The 17,379-nt window shown below is 73.6% G+C and carries 14 protein-coding genes; 8 read left to right on the top strand and 6 right to left on the bottom strand.

Translation table 11 applies throughout. The features are described 5' to 3' along the window. Positions 1 to 275: 275 nt before the first annotated feature. Positions 276 to 1,415 (bottom strand): alanine--glyoxylate aminotransferase family protein, encoded by a 1,140-nt coding sequence (locus KBZ10_RS23860; RefSeq protein WP_210989770.1) that lies wholly within the window; start codon positions 1,413 to 1,415, stop codon positions 276 to 278. A gap of 367 nt (positions 1,416 to 1,782) precedes the next feature. Beyond that, the gene (gene argS, locus KBZ10_RS23855) at positions 1,783 to 3,570 is read right to left on the bottom strand and encodes an arginine--tRNA ligase (RefSeq protein WP_210989769.1); all 1,788 of its coding nucleotides are present in this window, start codon (positions 3,568 to 3,570) and stop codon (positions 1,783 to 1,785) included. A gap of 199 nt (positions 3,571 to 3,769) precedes the next feature. On the opposite strand from argS, the gene lysS reads away from it, so the two are divergent. Beyond that, complete coding sequence (gene lysS, locus KBZ10_RS23850; protein ID WP_307847574.1) at positions 3,770 to 5,575, top strand: lysine--tRNA ligase; 1,806 nt, start codon at positions 3,770 to 3,772, stop codon at positions 5,573 to 5,575. A gap of 136 nt (positions 5,576 to 5,711) precedes the next feature. On the opposite strand, the gene KBZ10_RS30130 is transcribed toward lysS, so the two are convergent. The 3 genes from KBZ10_RS30130 to KBZ10_RS23835 all read right to left on the bottom strand — a co-directional run bounded on the left by KBZ10_RS30130 (position 5,712) and on the right by KBZ10_RS23835 (position 8,994). Beyond that, the gene (locus KBZ10_RS30130; RefSeq protein ID WP_282107874.1) at positions 5,712 to 7,127 is read right to left on the bottom strand and encodes a DUF2637 domain-containing protein; all 1,416 of its coding nucleotides are present in this window, start codon (positions 7,125 to 7,127) and stop codon (positions 5,712 to 5,714) included. A gap of 169 nt (positions 7,128 to 7,296) precedes the next feature. Then, positions 7,297 to 7,995, bottom strand: coding sequence for a DUF3558 family protein (locus tag KBZ10_RS23840; RefSeq protein ID WP_247702865.1), 699 nt, complete (start codon positions 7,993 to 7,995; stop codon positions 7,297 to 7,299). Between the two features lie 72 nt (positions 7,996 to 8,067). Then, positions 8,068 to 8,994 carry a hypothetical protein gene (locus KBZ10_RS23835; RefSeq protein ID WP_210989766.1) on the bottom strand — a complete coding sequence of 309 codons (927 nt, stop codon included), beginning with the start codon at positions 8,992 to 8,994 and terminating at the stop codon, positions 8,068 to 8,070. A gap of 201 nt (positions 8,995 to 9,195) precedes the next feature. Here KBZ10_RS23835 and KBZ10_RS23830 point away from each other — a divergent pair, with 201 nt between their 5' ends. Beyond that, positions 9,196 to 10,389, top strand: coding sequence for an RtcB family protein (locus tag KBZ10_RS23830; RefSeq protein ID WP_210989765.1), 1,194 nt, complete (start codon positions 9,196 to 9,198; stop codon positions 10,387 to 10,389). A 33-nt stretch (positions 10,390 to 10,422) separates the two neighbouring features. On the opposite strand, the gene KBZ10_RS23825 is transcribed toward KBZ10_RS23830, so the two are convergent. Next, the gene (locus tag KBZ10_RS23825; RefSeq protein WP_210989764.1) at positions 10,423 to 11,178 is read right to left on the bottom strand and encodes an SDR family NAD(P)-dependent oxidoreductase; all 756 of its coding nucleotides are present in this window, start codon (positions 11,176 to 11,178) and stop codon (positions 10,423 to 10,425) included. 194 nt (positions 11,179 to 11,372) lie between these two features. Between KBZ10_RS23825 and KBZ10_RS23820 the strand changes: the two genes are divergently transcribed. The 6 genes from KBZ10_RS23820 (at position 11,373) to KBZ10_RS23795 (ending at position 17,169) form a co-directional block, all read left to right on the top strand. Continuing rightward, a complete protein-coding gene (locus tag KBZ10_RS23820; RefSeq protein ID WP_210989763.1) occupies positions 11,373 to 11,864 on the top strand; it encodes a PepSY domain-containing protein in 492 nt (163 codons plus the stop codon). 324 nt (positions 11,865 to 12,188) lie between these two features. After that, positions 12,189 to 12,674 carry a cation:proton antiporter regulatory subunit gene (locus tag KBZ10_RS23815; protein WP_210989762.1) on the top strand — a complete coding sequence of 162 codons (486 nt, stop codon included), beginning with the start codon at positions 12,189 to 12,191 and terminating at the stop codon, positions 12,672 to 12,674. A gap of 4 nt (positions 12,675 to 12,678) precedes the next feature. Next, positions 12,679 to 13,908, top strand: coding sequence for a cation:proton antiporter (locus KBZ10_RS23810; RefSeq protein ID WP_210989761.1), 1,230 nt, complete (start codon positions 12,679 to 12,681; stop codon positions 13,906 to 13,908). Positions 13,909 to 14,075: 167 nt separating this feature from the next. Then, positions 14,076 to 14,330, top strand: coding sequence for a hypothetical protein (locus KBZ10_RS23805; protein ID WP_210989760.1), 255 nt, complete (start codon positions 14,076 to 14,078; stop codon positions 14,328 to 14,330). Then, positions 14,327 to 16,660 carry a cation-translocating P-type ATPase gene (locus KBZ10_RS23800; RefSeq protein ID WP_210989759.1) on the top strand — a complete coding sequence of 778 codons (2,334 nt, stop codon included), beginning with the start codon at positions 14,327 to 14,329 and terminating at the stop codon, positions 16,658 to 16,660. Before KBZ10_RS23805 ends, KBZ10_RS23800 begins: the two co-directional genes overlap by 4 nt. After that, on the top strand, positions 16,657 to 17,169 hold the full coding sequence (locus tag KBZ10_RS23795; RefSeq protein ID WP_210989758.1) for a copper chaperone PCu(A)C: 513 nt from the start codon (positions 16,657 to 16,659) through the stop codon (positions 17,167 to 17,169). The genes KBZ10_RS23800 and KBZ10_RS23795 overlap by 4 nt, the downstream gene beginning before the upstream one ends. Positions 17,170 to 17,379 lie beyond the last annotated feature (210 nt).

Below are 17,379 nucleotides of genomic sequence, written 5' to 3'. Positions count from 1 at the left end.
CTCGGCGCCGCGGTCAGGCCGCTCATACCCCGCGGGTGACTGCGGCGCACTCTTCGGGAGCTCCCACCACAGCTTTCACCGCAGCTCCCATGGAGCGACACAGGTGTGGGCACAACATACTGTCGCTCACCCCGAGCCGAGCTGCACGAAGTGGTCTCCGCTCGCCTCGCGCCACACGGTTGCCCCCGGAGAGGGCGGCGGATGCCGTCGGCCGGCTCGGTCCGTGTTCTTCCGGCCCGTCGGCTGTCGGGCCTCTCCCGGCTCTGCCGCCGGTGTTACTCCTCCGGGGCCGACCACGCCGCCTCTGCGGCCGTGGAGGCAGCGTCCAAGTCGGCGCGGACGCCTGCCGCGTTCAGGGCCTCGGCCAGGGCTGAGAGGACGCGGACGACGGTGCCCGGGGTGGCGTCGGGACCGTAGTGGTTGACCCGGACCATCTCGTGGCCCAGGGCGCCGCCGCCCGCGGCCAGCGGCGGGGCGGGGGAGCCGGAGGGGGCGGTGGCCAGTGCGGCGGCGACGAGTTCGCGGGCGTCGAGGGAGTCGGGGGCCCGCAGGGTGGTGGCGACGGGGGCGGCGTCGCGGGCATCGGTCACATACGGGCGCAGGCCCTCGCTCCCCTGGTCGGTCAGGGCCTCGATCCCGGCGCGGAGGGCGGCGGCCGTGGCACGGTGGCGTGCGATGGACGCGTCGAGCCCGCCGGTCTCCTCGATGCGCCGGACGCACGCCTCCAGGGCCAGCATTTCCAACTGCGCCGGTGCGTGCGGCAGGGCGATGCGGCCGGGGTTGATCCAGCGCTCCTTCCAGTCCAGGAGGGAGAGGTACGAGCGGCGCGGCGCGCCCGGGTTGGCGCGGATCCGCTCCCAGGCCCGCTCGCTCACCGACACGGCCGAGACCCCGGCCGGTCCGCCCATCGCCTTCTGCGCGCCGATCACGCACAGGTCGACACCCCAGGCGTCGGTGTGCAGCGGCTCGGCGGCGACGGAGGCCACCGCGTCGAGCATCAGGAGCGCGCCGTGTTCGCGGACCACCGCGCCGACCGGGGCGACGGTGTTGGTGTTGCCGGTCGCGGCCTCCGCGTGCACCAGGGACACGAGTTCGGTTTCCGGGTGCTCTTCCAGAGCCCTCCGAACGGTCTCGGCGGAGACGGAGGTGTCGTACGGCACTTCGATGTCGACGACTGTGGCGCCGCTGTCGCGCAGCCAGCCGCCGAACGTCTGGCCGTACGGGCCCGTGATGATGTTGAGCGCGGTGGATCCGGGGCGGGTGGCGCTTCTGATGCAGCCCTCCAGCGGCAGCAGCGCCTCACCCTGCATGACGATCACGTCGGCGTCGGTGCCCATCACGGAGGCGACCTGCCGTTCGATGGCGGCGAAGTGCTCGGCGGAGAGCGGGGCGAGGTCGAGGAGGGGGTGGGACATGGGCTCTCGCTCACTCGTTTCGTTCGGAGGGGTGGGCGGGTATCGGCGGGCCTCGGGGGGTTTGTGCCGTGGGGTGCGGTATGGGCTGCCGGGGCGAGCGTACCGCCGTGATCCACTCGGGGCCGGGTGCGCACGCGGGTACGCGGTGTGCCCGGCCTGCGTGTCCGGCTGCGAACGTGAGGGGGCCGCCACCGGGCGTGTACCCCGCCGGGGTGCTGGTACCGCCGTGCCCGGCAGCTGGGACGCGGAGACCTCGCCGCGGTGCGGTTCCGGACGGTCGCACCGCGGCGAGGTCTTTCCTGGTCCGTGCTCGCGCCGCGGGTTACGCGGGGACGCCGCGTGGCGGGGCCGGCCGCCGGAGGCGCCGTCAGAGCCGCTCGGGGGTGCGGATGCCCAGCAGGGCCATGCCCTGCCGCAGGGTGCGGGCGGTCAGGTCGCAGAAGAAGAGGCGGTTCTCCACCAGCTCGGGGGAGTTGTCCTTCTTCAGCACCGGGCACTGGTCGTAGAACGTCGTGAACGCGGAGGCCAGCTGGTAGAGGTACGCGGCCAGCTTGTGCGGTTCGTACGTCTCGGCGACCGACGCCAGCGTCTCGGCGAACTCGTCCAGGTGGAGCCCCAGTGCCCGCTCGGCCGGGGACAGCGGCAGCTCGGGGCGGGCCTTCGGGACGGCCGTGCCCGCCTTGCGGAGGATGGACTGGATCCGGGCGTAGGCGTATTGGAGGTAGACGCTGGTGTCGCCGTTGAGGGACACCATCCGGTCCAGGTCGAAGATGTAGTCGCGGGTCAGCGAGGTGGAGAGGTCCGCGTACTTCACCGCGCCGATGCCGACCTGCGCGGCGCGCTCGGCGACCTCGGCCGCCGTCAGCTCCGGGGCCTTCTCGGCGACGACGGCCGCGGCCCGGTCCACCGCCTCGTCCAGCAGGTCGACGAGGCGTACGGTCTCACCTTCGCGGGTCTTGAAGGGCTTGCCGTCCTTGCCGAGGACCGTGCCGAAGGGGAGCTGCCGCGCGGCGCCCTCCGGCAGCCAGCCGGCGCGGCGTGCGGTGTCGAACACCATCTTGAAGTGCAGTGCCTGCCGGGCGTCCACGACGTACAGCAGGGTGTCGGCCTTGAGGCTGCCGACGCGGTCGCGGATGGCGGCGAGGTCGGTGGCCGCGTAGCCGAAGCCGCCGTTGGACTTCCGGACGATCAGCGGCACCGGCTTGCCGTCCGGTCCCTTCACGTCGTCGAAGAAGACGCAGAGGGCGCCCTCGGAGCGCACGGCGACCCCGGAGGACTCCAGCTCCTCGCAGACCGCGTGCAGATCGTCGTTGTAGGCGCTCTCACCGACGACGTCCTCGTCGCGGATCTCCACGTCGAGCTTGGTGTAGACGCCCCGGAAGTAGATCTTCGACTCGTCGACGATCTTGTGCCAGAGGGCGAGGGTCTCCTCGTCTCCGGCCTGGAGGTCGACCACCCGGCGGCGGGCCCGGTCCTTGAACTCCTCGTCGGAGTCGAACAGCGCGCGCGACGCCTTGTAGAGCCGGTTGAGCCGGGACATCGCCGCCTCGCCCTCGGCGGTCGCGTCCGCCGCGTCGGAGGCGTGGTCCAGCTCGTGCGGATGCTCGATCAGGTACTGGATGAGCATGCCGAACTGGGTGCCCCAGTCGCCGATGTGGTGCCGCCGGATCACCGTCTCGCCCCGGTGCTCCAGGATCCGCACGACGGCGTCACCGATCACCGTGGAGCGGAGGTGGCCGACGTGCATCTCCTTGGCGACGTTGGGCTGGGAGTAGTCGATGACCGTGGTGCCGGGGCGCTCCGCCTGCGGCACGCCGAGCCGGTCGTCCGCCGCGCGCAGGGCCAGCGTCGAGGTGATGGCCGAGTCGGCGACGGTGATGTTGAGGAAGCCGGGGCCGGAGACCTCGATGGCGCGGACGACCGGGTCGGGGTCGGCGTCGTCCGCGGTGGGGATGCGGTCGACGACCTGCCCCGCCAGCTCGCGGGGGTTGCCCTTCAGCTTCTTGGCCAGCGCCAGCATGCCGTTGGCCTGGAAATCAGCCCGGTCGCTCCGTCGCAGCAGCGGGTCGGCGGCGCCCGCCTCCGGCAGGGCGGCGGCGAGGGCCTCGGTGAGACGCCGGCGGACGGTTGCGGAAAGGGAAGGGACCGGGGCCATGAGGAGCTAGCGCCTTCTTTCGCGGTGGGGTGCGGGGCCGTGCCGGCCGCTTGGCGGACCGGCGGCGTCGGCCGTCAGTATCCCACGGCGCTCCCGTGGCACCCGAGGCATTAACGGGTCTGGGACAATGGCGGCGCCGGCTCACCGCCGGGCTCACCGTCAGGTTTCCGAGCGCAGGAAAGCGAAGAAGGAAGAGGACGTGCCGATCGTGGCTCAGAGCAACGAGACCGACTGGGTCTCCCGTTTCGCGGACGAGGTCATCGCCGAGGCGGAGCGCCGTGCCCCCGGCAAACCGATCGTCTGCGCCTCGGGGCTGAGCCCGTCCGGTCCGATCCATCTCGGCAATCTGCGCGAGGTGATGACGCCGCACCTCGTCGCCGACGAGATCAAGCGGCGCGGATACGACTGCGTCCACATCCTGTCCTGGGACGACTACGACCGCTTTCGCAAGGTGCCCGCCGGTATCGACCCGTCCTGGTCGGAGCACATCGGCAAGCCGCTGACCAGTGTGCCCGCGCCGCCCGGCAGCGAGTACGCCAACTGGGCCGAGCACTTCAAGGCGCCCATGGTGGCGGCGATGGAGCAGCTCGGCATCGAGGTGCACCCGATCAGCCAGACGCTGCAGTACACCACGGGCGCGTACCGCGACCAGATCCTCTTCGCCATGCGCGAGCGGGGACGCATCGACGCCGTCCTCGACCGCTACCGCACCAAGGGGAAGACGGGCGCGGACAGGGCGGGTACGGAGACGGCGGGCGGGGAGAAGGCGGCCGGGGCCGGGGCGCAGGAGACCCAGGCCCGGCAGCAGAAGGGCAGGAAGCTCGACGAGGCCGACGCCGCCGCGGCGGAGGCTGCCGCCGAGGGGTCGGGCGCCGCGGGCGAGGACGACGGCTCGGGCGCCGGTGCGGGCTACTTCCCGTACAAGCCGTACTGCTCGGTCTGCGAGACGGACTTCACGACCGTCACCGGCTACGACGACGAGACCACCGATCTGGCCTACGTCTGCCGCTGCGGGCACGCCGAGACGGTGCGGCTCTCCGAGCACAACCGCGGCAAGCTGGTGTGGAAGGTCGACTGGCCGATGCGCTGGGCCTACGAGGGCGTGGTGTTCGAGCCGTCCGGGGTGGACCACTCCTCACCCGGCTCGTCGTACGTCGTCGGCGGGCAGCTGGTGAAGGAGGTCTTCGGCGGCGAGCAGCCGATCGGGCCGATGTACGCCTTCGTCGGCATCAGCGGCATGGCGAAGATGTCGAGTTCGAAGGGCGGTGTGCCGACGCCCGAGGACGCCCTGCGGATCATGGAGGCGCCGCTGCTGCGCTGGCTGTACGCGCGGCGGAAGCCGAACCAGTCCTTCAAGATCGCCTTCGACCAGGAGATCCAGCGGCTCTACGACGAGTGGGACGCCCTGGAGCGGAAGATCGCCGACGGCTCGGCGCAGCCGGCGGACGCCGCCGCGTACGGCCGGGCCACCCGCACGGCCGCCGGTGAGCTCCCGCGCACCCCGCGCCCGCTGCCGTACCGGACGCTCGCCTCGGTGGTGGACATCACCACCGGGCACGGCGAGCAGACGTTGCGGATCCTGCGCGACCTGGACCCGGAGAACCCGATCACCTCGCTGGACGAGGCCCGGCCCCGGCTGGACCGCGCCGAGAACTGGATCCGGACACAGGTGCCGGTCGAGCAGCGCACCCGGGTCAGGGAGGAGCCGGACACGGAGCTGCTGGCCTCGCTCGGTGACACGGAGCGCGAGTCGCTGCGGCTGCTGCTGGACGGTCTGGACGAGCACTGGTCGCTCGACGGGCTGACGACCCTGGTCTACGGGGTGCCGAAGCTCCAGGCGGGCTTCCCGGCGGACGCGAAGCCGACCCCCGAGCTGAAGGCGGCGCAGCGGGCGTTCTTCGCCCTGCTGTACAAGCTGCTGGTCGGCCGTGACACGGGGCCGCGGCTGCCGACGCTCCTGCTGGCGGTCGGCGCGGACCGGGTGCGGAGGCTGCTGGCGGTCTAGTGCCGGTCCAGTGCTGTGACCGGGCGGCGGGCGACGGGCGGCGCGGCGGTACGGCGGTACGGCTCCGGGCCGTGGCGCCGCGCCGTCGGCGTGCCGGGTGCGGGGCCCGGCGCGCGGGCTTCCCGGCGGGGGCGCGTCAGGCGATGTGCTCGGTGTCCATCTCGGCCGTGTAGCGGTGGCGGAACTCGCGGAGGTAGCCGCGGAGCGAGCTCTCGCTGAGCGGGCCGCCGGTGCGGCCGCGGATGCCGTAGAGGTCCATGAGGTACAGGCCGAACTGGCGGGCGTTGGGGAAGTCACCGCGCTCGGCGACGTACCGGCGGAACGCGCCGAAGTACGCCTCCTCGCGGGACATGTCGTCGGGCAGTCCCGGGGCGGTGGCCGTCTCCTCCTCCGCGGCCGGGTCCGGTTCGTCCCGGAACGGGCCGCTCTGCGCCGGCACGTAGGGCTGGGGGCTGCCCAGCGGCCGCTCGCGGCCGGGGGCGACGGGCACGGTGACGCGGGGGGAGGCCGGCTCCGCGGAGGCGAGGGGGCCGGCGCCGGAACCGTACGCGGTGGCGCGGGTGCCGCCGGAGGCGGCGGTGTACTCGGGGGTTCCGGTGTACCCGGGGCCGGCGGCGGTGTGGTCGGCGGGTCCGTATCCGGCGGGTCCCGCGGATTCCGGGGCGGAGGCGTGTTCCGCCGGGCGCTCGCCGCCGGGTGCCGGCCCGGCCGCGGACGGGCCGTGCGAGGTGGCGGCGCCGGAAGCGGCCTCGGCGGCGGCCGCACTGCCCTCGGGGACCGTCCCGGAGCCGGCCCCGGAGTGCTGCTCCCCGGCGGTGAGTTCGGGGCGGCGCGGTGAGGGCCGCACCGCGGCCCGGCCGGCCGGGGCGGCGGGGTCGATACCGGCGGCGGCGAGTCCGTCGGGCGCGGTCTCGGCGAGCGGGACGCCGTAGCGGGCCAGCCGGAGCGGCATCATCGACTCGACGGGTGCCTTGCGGCGCCAGGCGCGGCCATAGCGGGCGCGGAGGCGGGCCTGGTAGACGAGGCGGTCCTGTTCGAGGCGGATGACCTCGTCGTAGGAGCGCAGCTCCCACAGCTTCATCCGGCGCCAGAGCCGGAAGGTGGAGGGGAAGGCCAGCAGCCAGCGGGAGAGGCGGACGCCCTCCATGTGCTTGTCGGCGGTGATGTCGGCGATGCGGCCGATGGCGTGCCGGGCGGCCTCGACGGAGACGACGAACAGGACGGGGATGACGGCGTGCATGCCCACGCCCAGCGGGTCGGGCCAGGCCGCGGCGCCGTTGAAGGCGATGGTGGCGGCGGTCAGCAGCCAGGCGGTCTGGCGCAGCAGGGGGAAGGGGATCCGGATCCAGGTCAGCAGCAGGTCCAGGGCGAGGAGGACGACGATCCCCGCGTCGATCCCGATGGGGAAGACGGTGGAGAAGGCGCCGAAGCCCTTCTGCTCGGCGAGGTCGCGGACCGCCGCGTACGAACCGGCGAAGCCGATCGCCGCGATCAGCACGGCGCCGGCGACGACCACCCCGATCAAGATGCGGTGTGTGCGTGTCAGCTGCATGGCGGCCACCCGCGCTCCCCTTCCGGCTTCGAGAACTGGCGCGCACAGCCTGGCACATGTGTACGAGTACGAGGAGCCCGGACCCGTCGCGGGCCCGGGCCCCCGGGCGGTATCCGCCGGTTACGTGCGGAATCTCATCGGGGGCACGCCCCCGCCCTCACACGGCCCCTCACTTGTTGGCGTCGGTGACGGCCTTGACGGCTTCCTTGGCGGCCTTCTCGGCGTCCTTGAGCAGCTCGTCGGCCTTGGGGGGCTTGGCGTCCTCGTAGCCGGCGCCGTTGTAGTTGAGGGTGATGACGACGTTCTCGGCCCGGGTGACGACGGTCTGGTTCTTGAAGCCGTCGCCGTCCTTGGTGATGTCGTAGCGGACGGTGGCCGCCTGGTCGCCGATGCCGGCCGGTGTCGCGTTCTTCACATCCTTGCCGCCCTTGACGGACTTGGCCTCGTCGACCTGCTTGGTGAAGTACTCCCGGGCGCGCGACTCGGCGCTGCCGAGCGTCGGGTCGGACTCGAAGCGCTGCAGGGAGACGTCCAGCCAGCGGTACTGGAAGCCGTCGAGGCCGTACCAGGAGCAGGTGCTGCGCGCGTTGACGTCGCTGGACTTGCCGGCCGTGCCGGACTTGCTGTCGGCTTCGGGGACGAGGTCCTCGATCGTGTCCTTGCCGAGGGCCGCGCAGGCCTTGGGCAGTTCCGCGTATCTCGCGGGGGCCGTGGTCGGCGAGGCGCTCGTCTCCGCCGGTGGCGCTGACGTCTTGTCGTCGGCCTGGCCACCGGAGTCCGAGGAGCAGCCGGCGACGAACATCATGGGTATGACGGCTGCGGCGGCGAGAAGTCGCGTGGCTGATCGGTGCATGGTTCCTTCGCTCATCTGTCATCCAGGGGCGGTGGTGCCACCCGTACGCCGCACCACCGTAAGGGAGGACGGCGGGGCGGGCGGCGGTCACGCGTCGAAGGTGTCCGACAGCTCACGGGCCAGTCGCTGCGCCCTGGTCTGGAGCTCCTTGCTGCCGGGAATGTCCGAACGGTGCGTCGACCACTGGTCGTACGCGATGGTCACCAGGACGTTCGAGGCCCGGAAGACGATCGTGATGTCGCGGTGGGCACCGGAATCGGCGGTGCCGAGATGGTCGTCGATGTAAGCGACATCACCCAGTCCGTCGAGCGCGCGGGGGGCGGTGGCGGCGTCGCCGGACGCGGAGGGGCTGGGCGATGCGGGGGATTCCTCCCCCTTTCCGGCTGTCCGCCCGGCTGTGCCGCTCCCCCCGGTTTCGCCGGAGCCCGTGTCTCCCCCGTTCTTGCCGTTCTTGCCGTCGTCCTCCCCGCTCCCGGCCGGGCCGGTGGTCCGCGCCGGGTCGGCGTCCTCGGCCGCGGACTCGGAGGCGGCGGCGGAGGGCTTGCCGTCCTCCGGCTTCCTGTCGAGGGGAGCCGGGATGCCGGCCTCGGCGGCCTTCTTGTCGTAGAGCTGCTGCGCGCGGTCGTCGTCGCTGAGGGCCGGGTCGTAGGAGACGACCCGCTCGAAGTCGATGACCAGGCTGCGGGTGCCGTCGGGCAGTCCGGTGGTCCACCGGCAGCCGGTGCGGCGGTCGGTGTCGTAGGTGAGGGCCGGCTGGCCGTCGTAGGCCTCCTCGCGCTTGCGGCTCTCCAGGCGGTCGAGGCCGGGGAGGAGAGCGCGCAGGGTGCCGCGTTCGACGGCGCCGCAGGCCTCGGGGAGGGTGCGGTACTTGCCGGGCTTGGCGGAGGAGGCGGTGGCGGGACCGTCCTGCTCGGAACCGCCCCCGCTGTCGTCGCCGGAGGAGCCGGTGCACCCCGTCAGCCCCACCAGCAGCGCGGCTGTCACGGCGCTCGTTCCGTACGCCCATCGCTGCACGGTGCCCGGCTCCCTTCGGGAAAAGTGGTTGCCGCCGGTCGGCGGCCGATGGAGACAATGTGTACCGCACGCGCCGCCGCCTCTGCCGGGCCGATGCCGGTTATCCGGGGGGATGCGGGGATTTGTGCCGTGCGCTTCGACCAGCGGGGGATCAGTCCCGGCCAGGGGGAGACCCCGGCCGGCGGGGGAAACGAGGATGCCGTGGGATACACCGAGCTGCCCGGTGCGCGGGTGCCGATCCGGATGTGGGCCGACCCGGCGACGGTCGAGGACGGCGCGATGCGCCAGCTGCGGAACGTCGCCACGCTGCCCTGGATCGAGGGCCTGGCCGTCATGCCCGATGTGCACTACGGCAAGGGCGCGACGGTCGGCTCGGTGATCGCGATGCGGGGCGCCGTCTGCCCGGCCGCGGTCGGGGTGGACATCGGCTGCGGGATGTCGGCGGTGAAGACCTCGCTGACCGCGGGCGATCTGCCCGGCGACCTCTCCCGGCTGCGGTCGAGGATCGAGCAGGCCATACCGGTGGGGCGGGGCATGCACGACGAACCCGTCGACCCCGGGCGGCTGCACGGCTTCCCGACGGCGGGCTGGGGCGACTTCTGGTCCCGGTTCGACGGGGTGGCCGAGGCGGTGCGGTTCCGCCGGGACCGGGCGGCGAAGCAGATGGGTTCGCTCGGGTCGGGCAACCACTTCATCGAGTTCTGCCTGGACGAGTCGGACAGGGTCTGGCTGATGCTCCACTCCGGCTCGCGCAACATCGGCAAGGAACTGGCCGAGCACCACATCGGCATCGCGCGGGGACTGCCGCACAACCAGGACCTCGTCGACCGGGACCTCGCCGTGTTCGTCGCGGACACCCCGCAGATGGCGGCGTACCGCAACGACCTCTTCTGGGCGCAGGAGTACGCCCAGCACAACCGCGCGATCATGATGGGGATCTTCCAGGACGTGGTGCGCAAGGAGTTCAAGAAGGCGCGGCCCGTCTTCGAGCCGGTCATCTCCTGCCACCACAACTACGTGGCCGAGGAGCGGTACGACGGCATGGACCTGCTCGTCACCCGGAAGGGGGCGATCCGCGCGGGCGGCGGCGACTACGGCATCATCCCGGGCTCGATGGGCACCGGCTCGTACATCGTGCGCGGGCTGGGCAGCGAGGCGTCCTTCAACTCCGCCTCCCACGGCGCGGGCCGGCGGATGAGCCGCAACGCGGCCAAGCGGCGGTACACCGCCCGGGATCTGGCGGAGCAGACCAGAGGGGTGGAGTGCCGCAAGGACTCCGGCGTCGTGGACGAGATCCCGGCCGCGTACAAGCCGATCGAGCAGGTCATCGACCAGCAGCGCGATCTGGTCGAGGTCGTGGCCAAGCTCCGGCAGGTCGTCTGCGTGAAGGGGTGAGGACGGGGGCCGCGCCGGGCGGCCCCGTCCGGCTCAGCTCTCGCGGTGGACCTTGGTGTTGGACGCCTGGGCGCGCGGTCGGACGACGAGCAGGTCGATGTTGACGTGCGGGGGGCGGGTGACCGCCCACGCCACGGTGTCGGCCACGTCCTCGGCGGTGAGCGGCTCCGCCACGCCCGCATAGACGGCCGCCGCCCGCTCCTCGTCACCGCGGAAGCGGGTCAGCGCGAACTCGTCGGTGCGCACCATGCCGGGGGCCACCTCGATGACCCGGACCGGCCGGCCGCACAACTCCAGCCGGAGGGTTTCGGCCAGGGCGTGCGCGCCGTGCTTGGCGGCCACGTAGCCGCCGCCGCCCTCGTACGTGCCGTGCCCGGCGGTGGAGGTGAGCACGACGACCGTGCCGTCGCCGGAGGCGGTCAGGGCGGGCAGCAGCGCCTGGGTGACGTGGAGGACGCCGAGGACGTTCACCTCGTACATGGCCCGCCAGTCGGCCGGGTCGCCGGTGGCCACCGGGTCGAGGCCCAGCGCACCGCCGGCGTTGTTGACCAGCACGTCGCAGCGGTCCAGGGAGGCGGCGAAGGCGTCCACGGCCGCGCGGTCGGTGACGTCGAGCGGGTGGGCGGCCGCCTCCAGCCCGGCTGCGGTGAGTTCGGCCGCGAGCGCCTCGACGCGGTCCGAACGGCGCGCGGTGAGCAGCACCCGGTAGCCGGCCTCGGCCAGTCTGCGGGCGGTCGCCGCGCCGATTCCGCTGCTGGCGCCGGTGACGACTGCGGTACGCGTGCTCATGGTGCCTCCGTTACGAGCCTGGCTGTGATCGTTGATCGTCCGCCCGAAGGATATGCCGCTGCTGATCGGATCAGCGGAAGGTCTGATCGGGGGACGAGCAGGTGATAACAGCGGATATCGGTGGATGAGGGGGAAAGGTGCGGTCGTCCGGCACCGCCGGACGGATCGGATCCCGACATCGAGGAGCACGTTTCATGCCCGTAACCGACCCTGCCCTCCGCCGCTCGCGCACGGTCGCCCAGCGGCTGGGCGCCGCGGTCACCGGTGTGGTCGCCGCGGTCGCCCTGGTCGCCGGAGTCCCGGCGACGGCCTCGGCCCACGACCAGTACCGCGGTCACGGTCACCACGCCGGCCACGGCCACCACCACGGCCACCACTCCGGCCACGGCCGCTGCCACAAGCAGCACGGCCGGAAGCACCACAGCCACGCGCACCACGGCAAGCACGGCCACCACGGCAAGCACGGCCACGCGCGGCCGGTGGAGATCCGCGAGGCCATCGCCATCGCGGAGCGCACCGTCCCCGGGAGGGTCACGGCCGCCGAGGTGGAGGAGGAGAGGCTCCACCCCAAGGACAGGAAGAAGAAGAGCGTCTGGGAGGTGGAGGTCAAGCGCGGCAAGGTCACCCACGACGTGCTGATCGACCCCAAGACCGGCTGTGTCCTGAAGGTCGAGAAGGACGACTGAGAGACGGCCCGGACCGCGCCGGAGGGCAGCTCCGGCGAACGTCTCCGGGCAGCGCCTCCGGAGAACGCCTCCGTGAGGACGCCCCCGGGGACCCTCCGGAGCACGACTGCCGGGACCGGAGCCGCCGCACCGTGCCTCTGGTCCCGGCGTCTCCGGTCCCGGCGCCGCGCACCGCCGCGCACCGTCCCGTACCGCCGTCCGGCCGGGTGCCGCCCGCCGGGCGCCGCGGGGACGTATGACAGGGTTCCGGGAGAGCGGCCCGCCGAAGCGGCCGCGCCGTCTCCAGCCACGTCGGCCCGGTGGGGCCGGAAAGAGGGGGTCATCGTGCCGGCACCACGCATGAGCTCGACACCACTGCCCGGCATTGGTGTCCAATACGACCTGACCACGCGCGAACAGCGCCATCTCTCCGTGGTCGCCCACCGCGACGGCACCCGCAGCTTCAACGCCTACCGCTCCGACGACCCCGATGCCTGCGCGCTGTCGCTCCGCCTCACCGGATCGGAAGCGGCCCTCATCGCGGACGCGCTGGCCCCCCAGGACCACAGCCCGAGCCTGCTCTACACCACGGACCTCGGCCTGGTCGCCGAACGCATTCCGCTCGGCGGATCCTCGCACTGGAACGGACGCGTCCTGGGCGACACCTGCCTCCGCACGGAGACGGGCGTCTCCATCGTCGCCGTACTGCGCCGCTCCGAGGCGATCCCCTCCCCGACCCCCGACTTCCGCCTGGCCGGAGGCGACACGCTCATCGTCATCGGGACGCGCGAGGGCGTGGACGCGGCCGCCGCGATCCTCGAACGGGAATGAGCGCATGCACGGAGCCATATTCCTGATCGAACTCGGCGGCCTCATCCTGGTACTGGGGCTGCTGGGCCGGTTCGCCGGCCGCTACGGCTTCTCGCCGATCCCGCTCTACCTGCTCGCCGGTCTCGCCTTCGGCCAGGGCGGGCTGCTGCCGCTGGGCGCCAGCGAGGAGTTCGTCGCCCAGGCGTCGGAGATCGGCGTCGTCCTGCTGCTGCTGATGCTCGGCCTGGAGTACACCGCCGCCGACCTGGTGGGCAATCTCCGCAAGCAGTACCCGGCGGGAATCGCCGACTTCGTCCTCAACGCGCTGCCGGGCGCGGCCGCGGCGCTGCTGATGGGATGGGGCCCGGTCGCCGCCGTGGTACTGGCCGGTGTCACCTGGATCTCCTCCTCGGGGGTCATCGCCAAGGTTCTCGGCGACCTCGGGCGGGTCGGCAACCGGGAGACGCCGGTCATCCTCAGCGTCCTCGTCTTCGAGGACCTGGCCATGGCGGTCTACCTGCCGCTGCTCACGGCGCTGCTGTCGGGGCTGAGCATCGCGGCCGGCAGTGTGACCCTCGGTATCGCCCTGGGGGTCGCGGGCCTCGTCCTCTTCGCCGCGGTCCGCTACGGGCGGGTCATCTCGCGCTTCGTCTCCAGCGACGACCCGGAGAAGCTGCTGCTGGTGGTGCTGGGACTGACGCTGCTGGTGGCGGGGATCGCCCAGCAACTGCAGGTTTCGGCGGCGGTCGGCGCGTTCCTGGTCGGCATCGCGCTCTCCGGCGAGGTCGCGGAGGGAGCGCACACGGTGCTCGTCCCGCTCCGGGACCTCTTCGCCGCCGTCTTCTTCGTCTTCTTCGGGCTGCACACCGATCCGCAGACCATTCCGCCGGTGCTCGTCCCGGCGCTGATCCTGGCGGTCGCCACCACCGGCACCAAGATCGCCACGGGTTACTGGGCCGCGAAGCGGGCGAGGATCGGCGAGAAGGGCCGCTGGCGGGCCGGGGGCGCGCTGGTGGCCCGCGGCGAGTTCTCCATCGTCATCGCGGGACTCGCCATCGGCGCCGGTGTCGAGCCACAGCTCGGGGCCCTGGCGACGGCGTACGTCCTGCTGCTCGTCATCATCGGCCCGCTGACCGCCCGTTACGCCGAGCCGGTCGCGATGCGGCTGCGGCGCGGCGGAGGGAAGACCCCGGCGGCGCCCGCGGAGGGCGGTGCCGGTACGGACGCCTCGGCCGCGGCGGGCAGCACGCCCTGACGCGGGGGCGCGGGGGCGCGGGGGTGCGGGGACGCGGGGGCGCGGGGGTGCGGTCGTGTGACGTATGACACCTCGGTGTGCCGGAACTCCGCCCCCGCCCGCTCCGACTCCTGAAGCGGTACGGCCCGATCCGGCAGGCGCCGTACGACGCGATCTGGAGACCGGTGATGGACGAGTCGCGACGCAACCCCTCCGGCGCGGGCCCGGCGCCGAGGAACCTGCTGCCCCCTCCCGCGCTGTGCGGCTTCCTGCTGCTCCTCGCCCTGATCGGCGCTGCGTCCCACGCCGTCGGGGCGGCCTCCGGCCCCGTCGCGCCCGGTATGCACCCGCCGGGCACGAGCACGGGCGGGAGCACCGGGAGCACCGGGAGCACCGGGCCCGCCGGGGGCCCGGACGACGGCCACGGGGGAGGCCACGGATGAGCGCCGGTCCGGTGGCCGCCCACGTGACGACCGATCTCACGGTGGGCGGCATGACCTGCGCCGCCTGCGTGCAGCGCGTCGAGAGGAAACTCGGCAGGCTGGACGGGGTGACGGCGAGCGTCAACCTCGCCACCGGCCGGGCCCGGGTGAGTCATCCACCGCGGATCACCCCCGGGGAACTCGTCGCGACCGTCGAGAAGGCCGGCTACACGGCCGCCCTGCCGGAGCCGCCGGAGGAGCGGCGGCGCGGGGGGACCGACGCGGAGGACGGAACGGACGGGGACGCCGCGGAGGCCCGGCGGGAGCGCGACCGTCTGCTCGTCACGGCGGTCCTCGCGACGCCCGTGCTCGTGCTGTCGATGGTGCCCGCGTGGCAGTTCCGCAACTGGCAGTGGCTGTGTTTCGCGCTGGCCGCCCCCGTCGCCGTGTGGGGCGCCCTGCCGTTCCACAGCCGGGCGGTCCGGGGGCTGCGGCACGCGGCGGCCACCATGGACACCCTGGTGTCGCTGGGGGTGGTGGCCTCCTTCTCCTGGTCGGCGTACGCGCTGTTCCTCGGCGGCGCGGACGGTCCCGGCATGCGGATGCCGTTCAGCCTGCTCCCCTCCGCCGCGGACGGCGTCGCGCACATCTACCTCGAAGCGGCCGTCGGCGTACCGCTGTTCGTGCTCGCGGGACGGTTCCTGGAGGCGCGGGCCCGGCGCGGGACGGGGGCGGCGCTGCGGTCGCTGGCCGGCCTGGCGGCCAAGGAGGTGGTCGTCCGCGGGGCCGGTGGCGGGGAGCGGCTCGTCCCCCTTGAGGAGTTGCGGGCCGGTGAGGTCTTCGTCGTCCGTCCCGGGGAGCGGGTCGCCACCGACGGGAGTGTGGTGGAGGGACGTTCGGCCGTGGACCTCTCCCTGGTCACCGGGGAGAGCCAACCGGTCGAGGTCGGGCCGGGCTCGGCGGTCGTCGGCGGTGCCGTCAACGCGGGCGGGCTGCTGCTCGTGCGGGCCACGGCGGTCGGGGCGGACACCCGGCTCGCCCGGATCACCCGGCTGGTGACGGAGGCGCAGGCCGGGAAGGCGAAGGCGCAGCGGCTGGCGGACGCGGTCGCGGGTGTCTTCTTTCCCGCCGTGCTGGCGCTGGCCGTCACGACGCTCGGGTTCTGGCTCGGCGCCGGGGCCGATCCGCAGGCGGCCCTCACCGCGTGTGTGGCCGTCCTGGTCGTGGCCTGCCCGTGCGCCCTGGGCCTGGCGACGCCCACCGCGCTGATGGCGGCCACCGGCCGCGGCGCCCGGATGGGCGTGCTCGTCGGCGGTCCGCAGGCACTGGAGGGGCTCCGGCACCTCGACACCGTCGTGCTCGACAAGACCGGCACGCTCACCACCGGGCACATGACCGTAACCCGGGTCACGGCCGTACCGGACGGGCCGGGCGGGGAGGCGGTGGTGCGGCTGGCCGGCGCGGTCGAGCGGGGATCGGAGCATCCGCTGGGGCGGGCGATCACGGCTCATGCCCGGCGGGCGCTGCCGGAGCGGCCGTTGCCGGAGGTGAAGGAGTTCCGGGCGCTGCCGGGGCGGGGAGTCCGGGGTCTCGTCGAGGGGCGCCTGGTGGAGGTGCTGGCACCGGACGGTGAACTGCCCGCCGCCCTGGCGGAGGCCCTGCCGGCCGCCGAGGCCGCGGCGCGCACGCCCGTGCTGGTGCGCGTGGACGGGCGGGCGGAGGCGCTGGTCGAGGTCGGGGACGTCGTGCGGCCCGGCGGCTATCGGGCCGTCGAACGGCTGCGGCGGCTCGGTATCCGCCCGGTGCTCGCCACCGGCGACCGGGAGGCGCCCGCCCGGGCCGTCGCCTCGGAGCTGGGCATCGAGGAGGTGCACGCCCGCCGCACTCCCGAGGACAAGGCCGCTCTCGTCCGGGAGCTGCAGGGGAACGGGTACCGGGTCGCCGTCCTCGGCGACGGCGTGAACGACGCCGCCGCGCTGGCCGCGGCCGACCTCGGGATCGCCATGGGCAGCGGCACCGACGTGGCCATCGGAGCCGCCGACGTGACCCTCGTCGGCGGCGGCATCGAGACGCTGGTGGACGCGGTGCTGCTGGCCCGGCGCACGCTGGGCACGATCCGCGCCAATCTGGTGTGGGCCTTCGGCTACAACGCCGTGACCGTGCCGCTCGCCATGGCCGGCCTGCTCACCCCGATGCTCGCCGCGGCCGCGATGTCGGCCAGTTCACTGCTGGTGGTCGGCAACAGCCTGCGGCTGCGCGGCCGGAGGCTCTCGCCCACCGGCCGGTCGTCGTCCGCGAGCCGGTCCCCGGCCGCCCGCCCGTCCTCGTTCGCCCGGAGGCCCACCCCGTGACCGAGCCGTCCGCCTGGCGGCCCACCCGCCGCCGGCTCACCGACTCCCTGTTCTCCGCGCTCGTGCCCGTCGCCGCGTGCAGCGTCGCCCTGGCCGCTCTGACGACCTGGACCGGCGCCGGGAAGGCGGGCGGCCCTCCCCGGATCGCCGTCTCGAACGGGCGGGTCATCCTGCCGTACGAGGGCATCGGCGACACGGACGCGTTCTTCGACATCGCCAACCCGGGCGGCTCGGACGACCGGCTGGTCCGTGTGACGTCCACCGCCGCGCGCGGGGCCATCGCCCTCGGCTCCGTCGGTGCCGCCGGCGAGCACGGGAACCACGGCGGCGCCGCGGAGACGGCCGTCGTCCCCGCGGGCCGCGGGATCTCCGTGTCCCTGGACGGCCTGGACGCGGCCCTGCGGGGCGACGCGGACCGGCGGACCGGCGACCGGGTGCCGTTCACCCTGCACTTCGAGCACAGCGGGGCCGTCCGCACCGTCGCGGTGGTGAACCGGCCGGGTTCGTGACCGCGGCGGGGCTCCCGACCGCGCCGGACCCCTGACCCGGGCCGGTACTCCCGACCGGCCGGCATCCCGGCCGCACGCCCCCGTCTCCCGAGGAGCCGGGCGAGCGGAACGGCCGCTGCCGGCCCTCCGGTATGACCTGGATCACATACCGTCACATGAGAGCAGGCGCGGGTGGATTGCGTACCCGCGCATGACGGCGGGGGCCCGGAT

It is taken from the genome of Streptomyces sp. F63 (assembly GCF_018070345.1).
Lineage (GTDB): Bacteria > Actinomycetota > Actinomycetes > Streptomycetales > Streptomycetaceae > Streptomyces.
The sequence above is the reverse complement of the archived record's forward strand: the minus strand, read 5'-3'. Positions and strand labels throughout refer to the sequence as shown.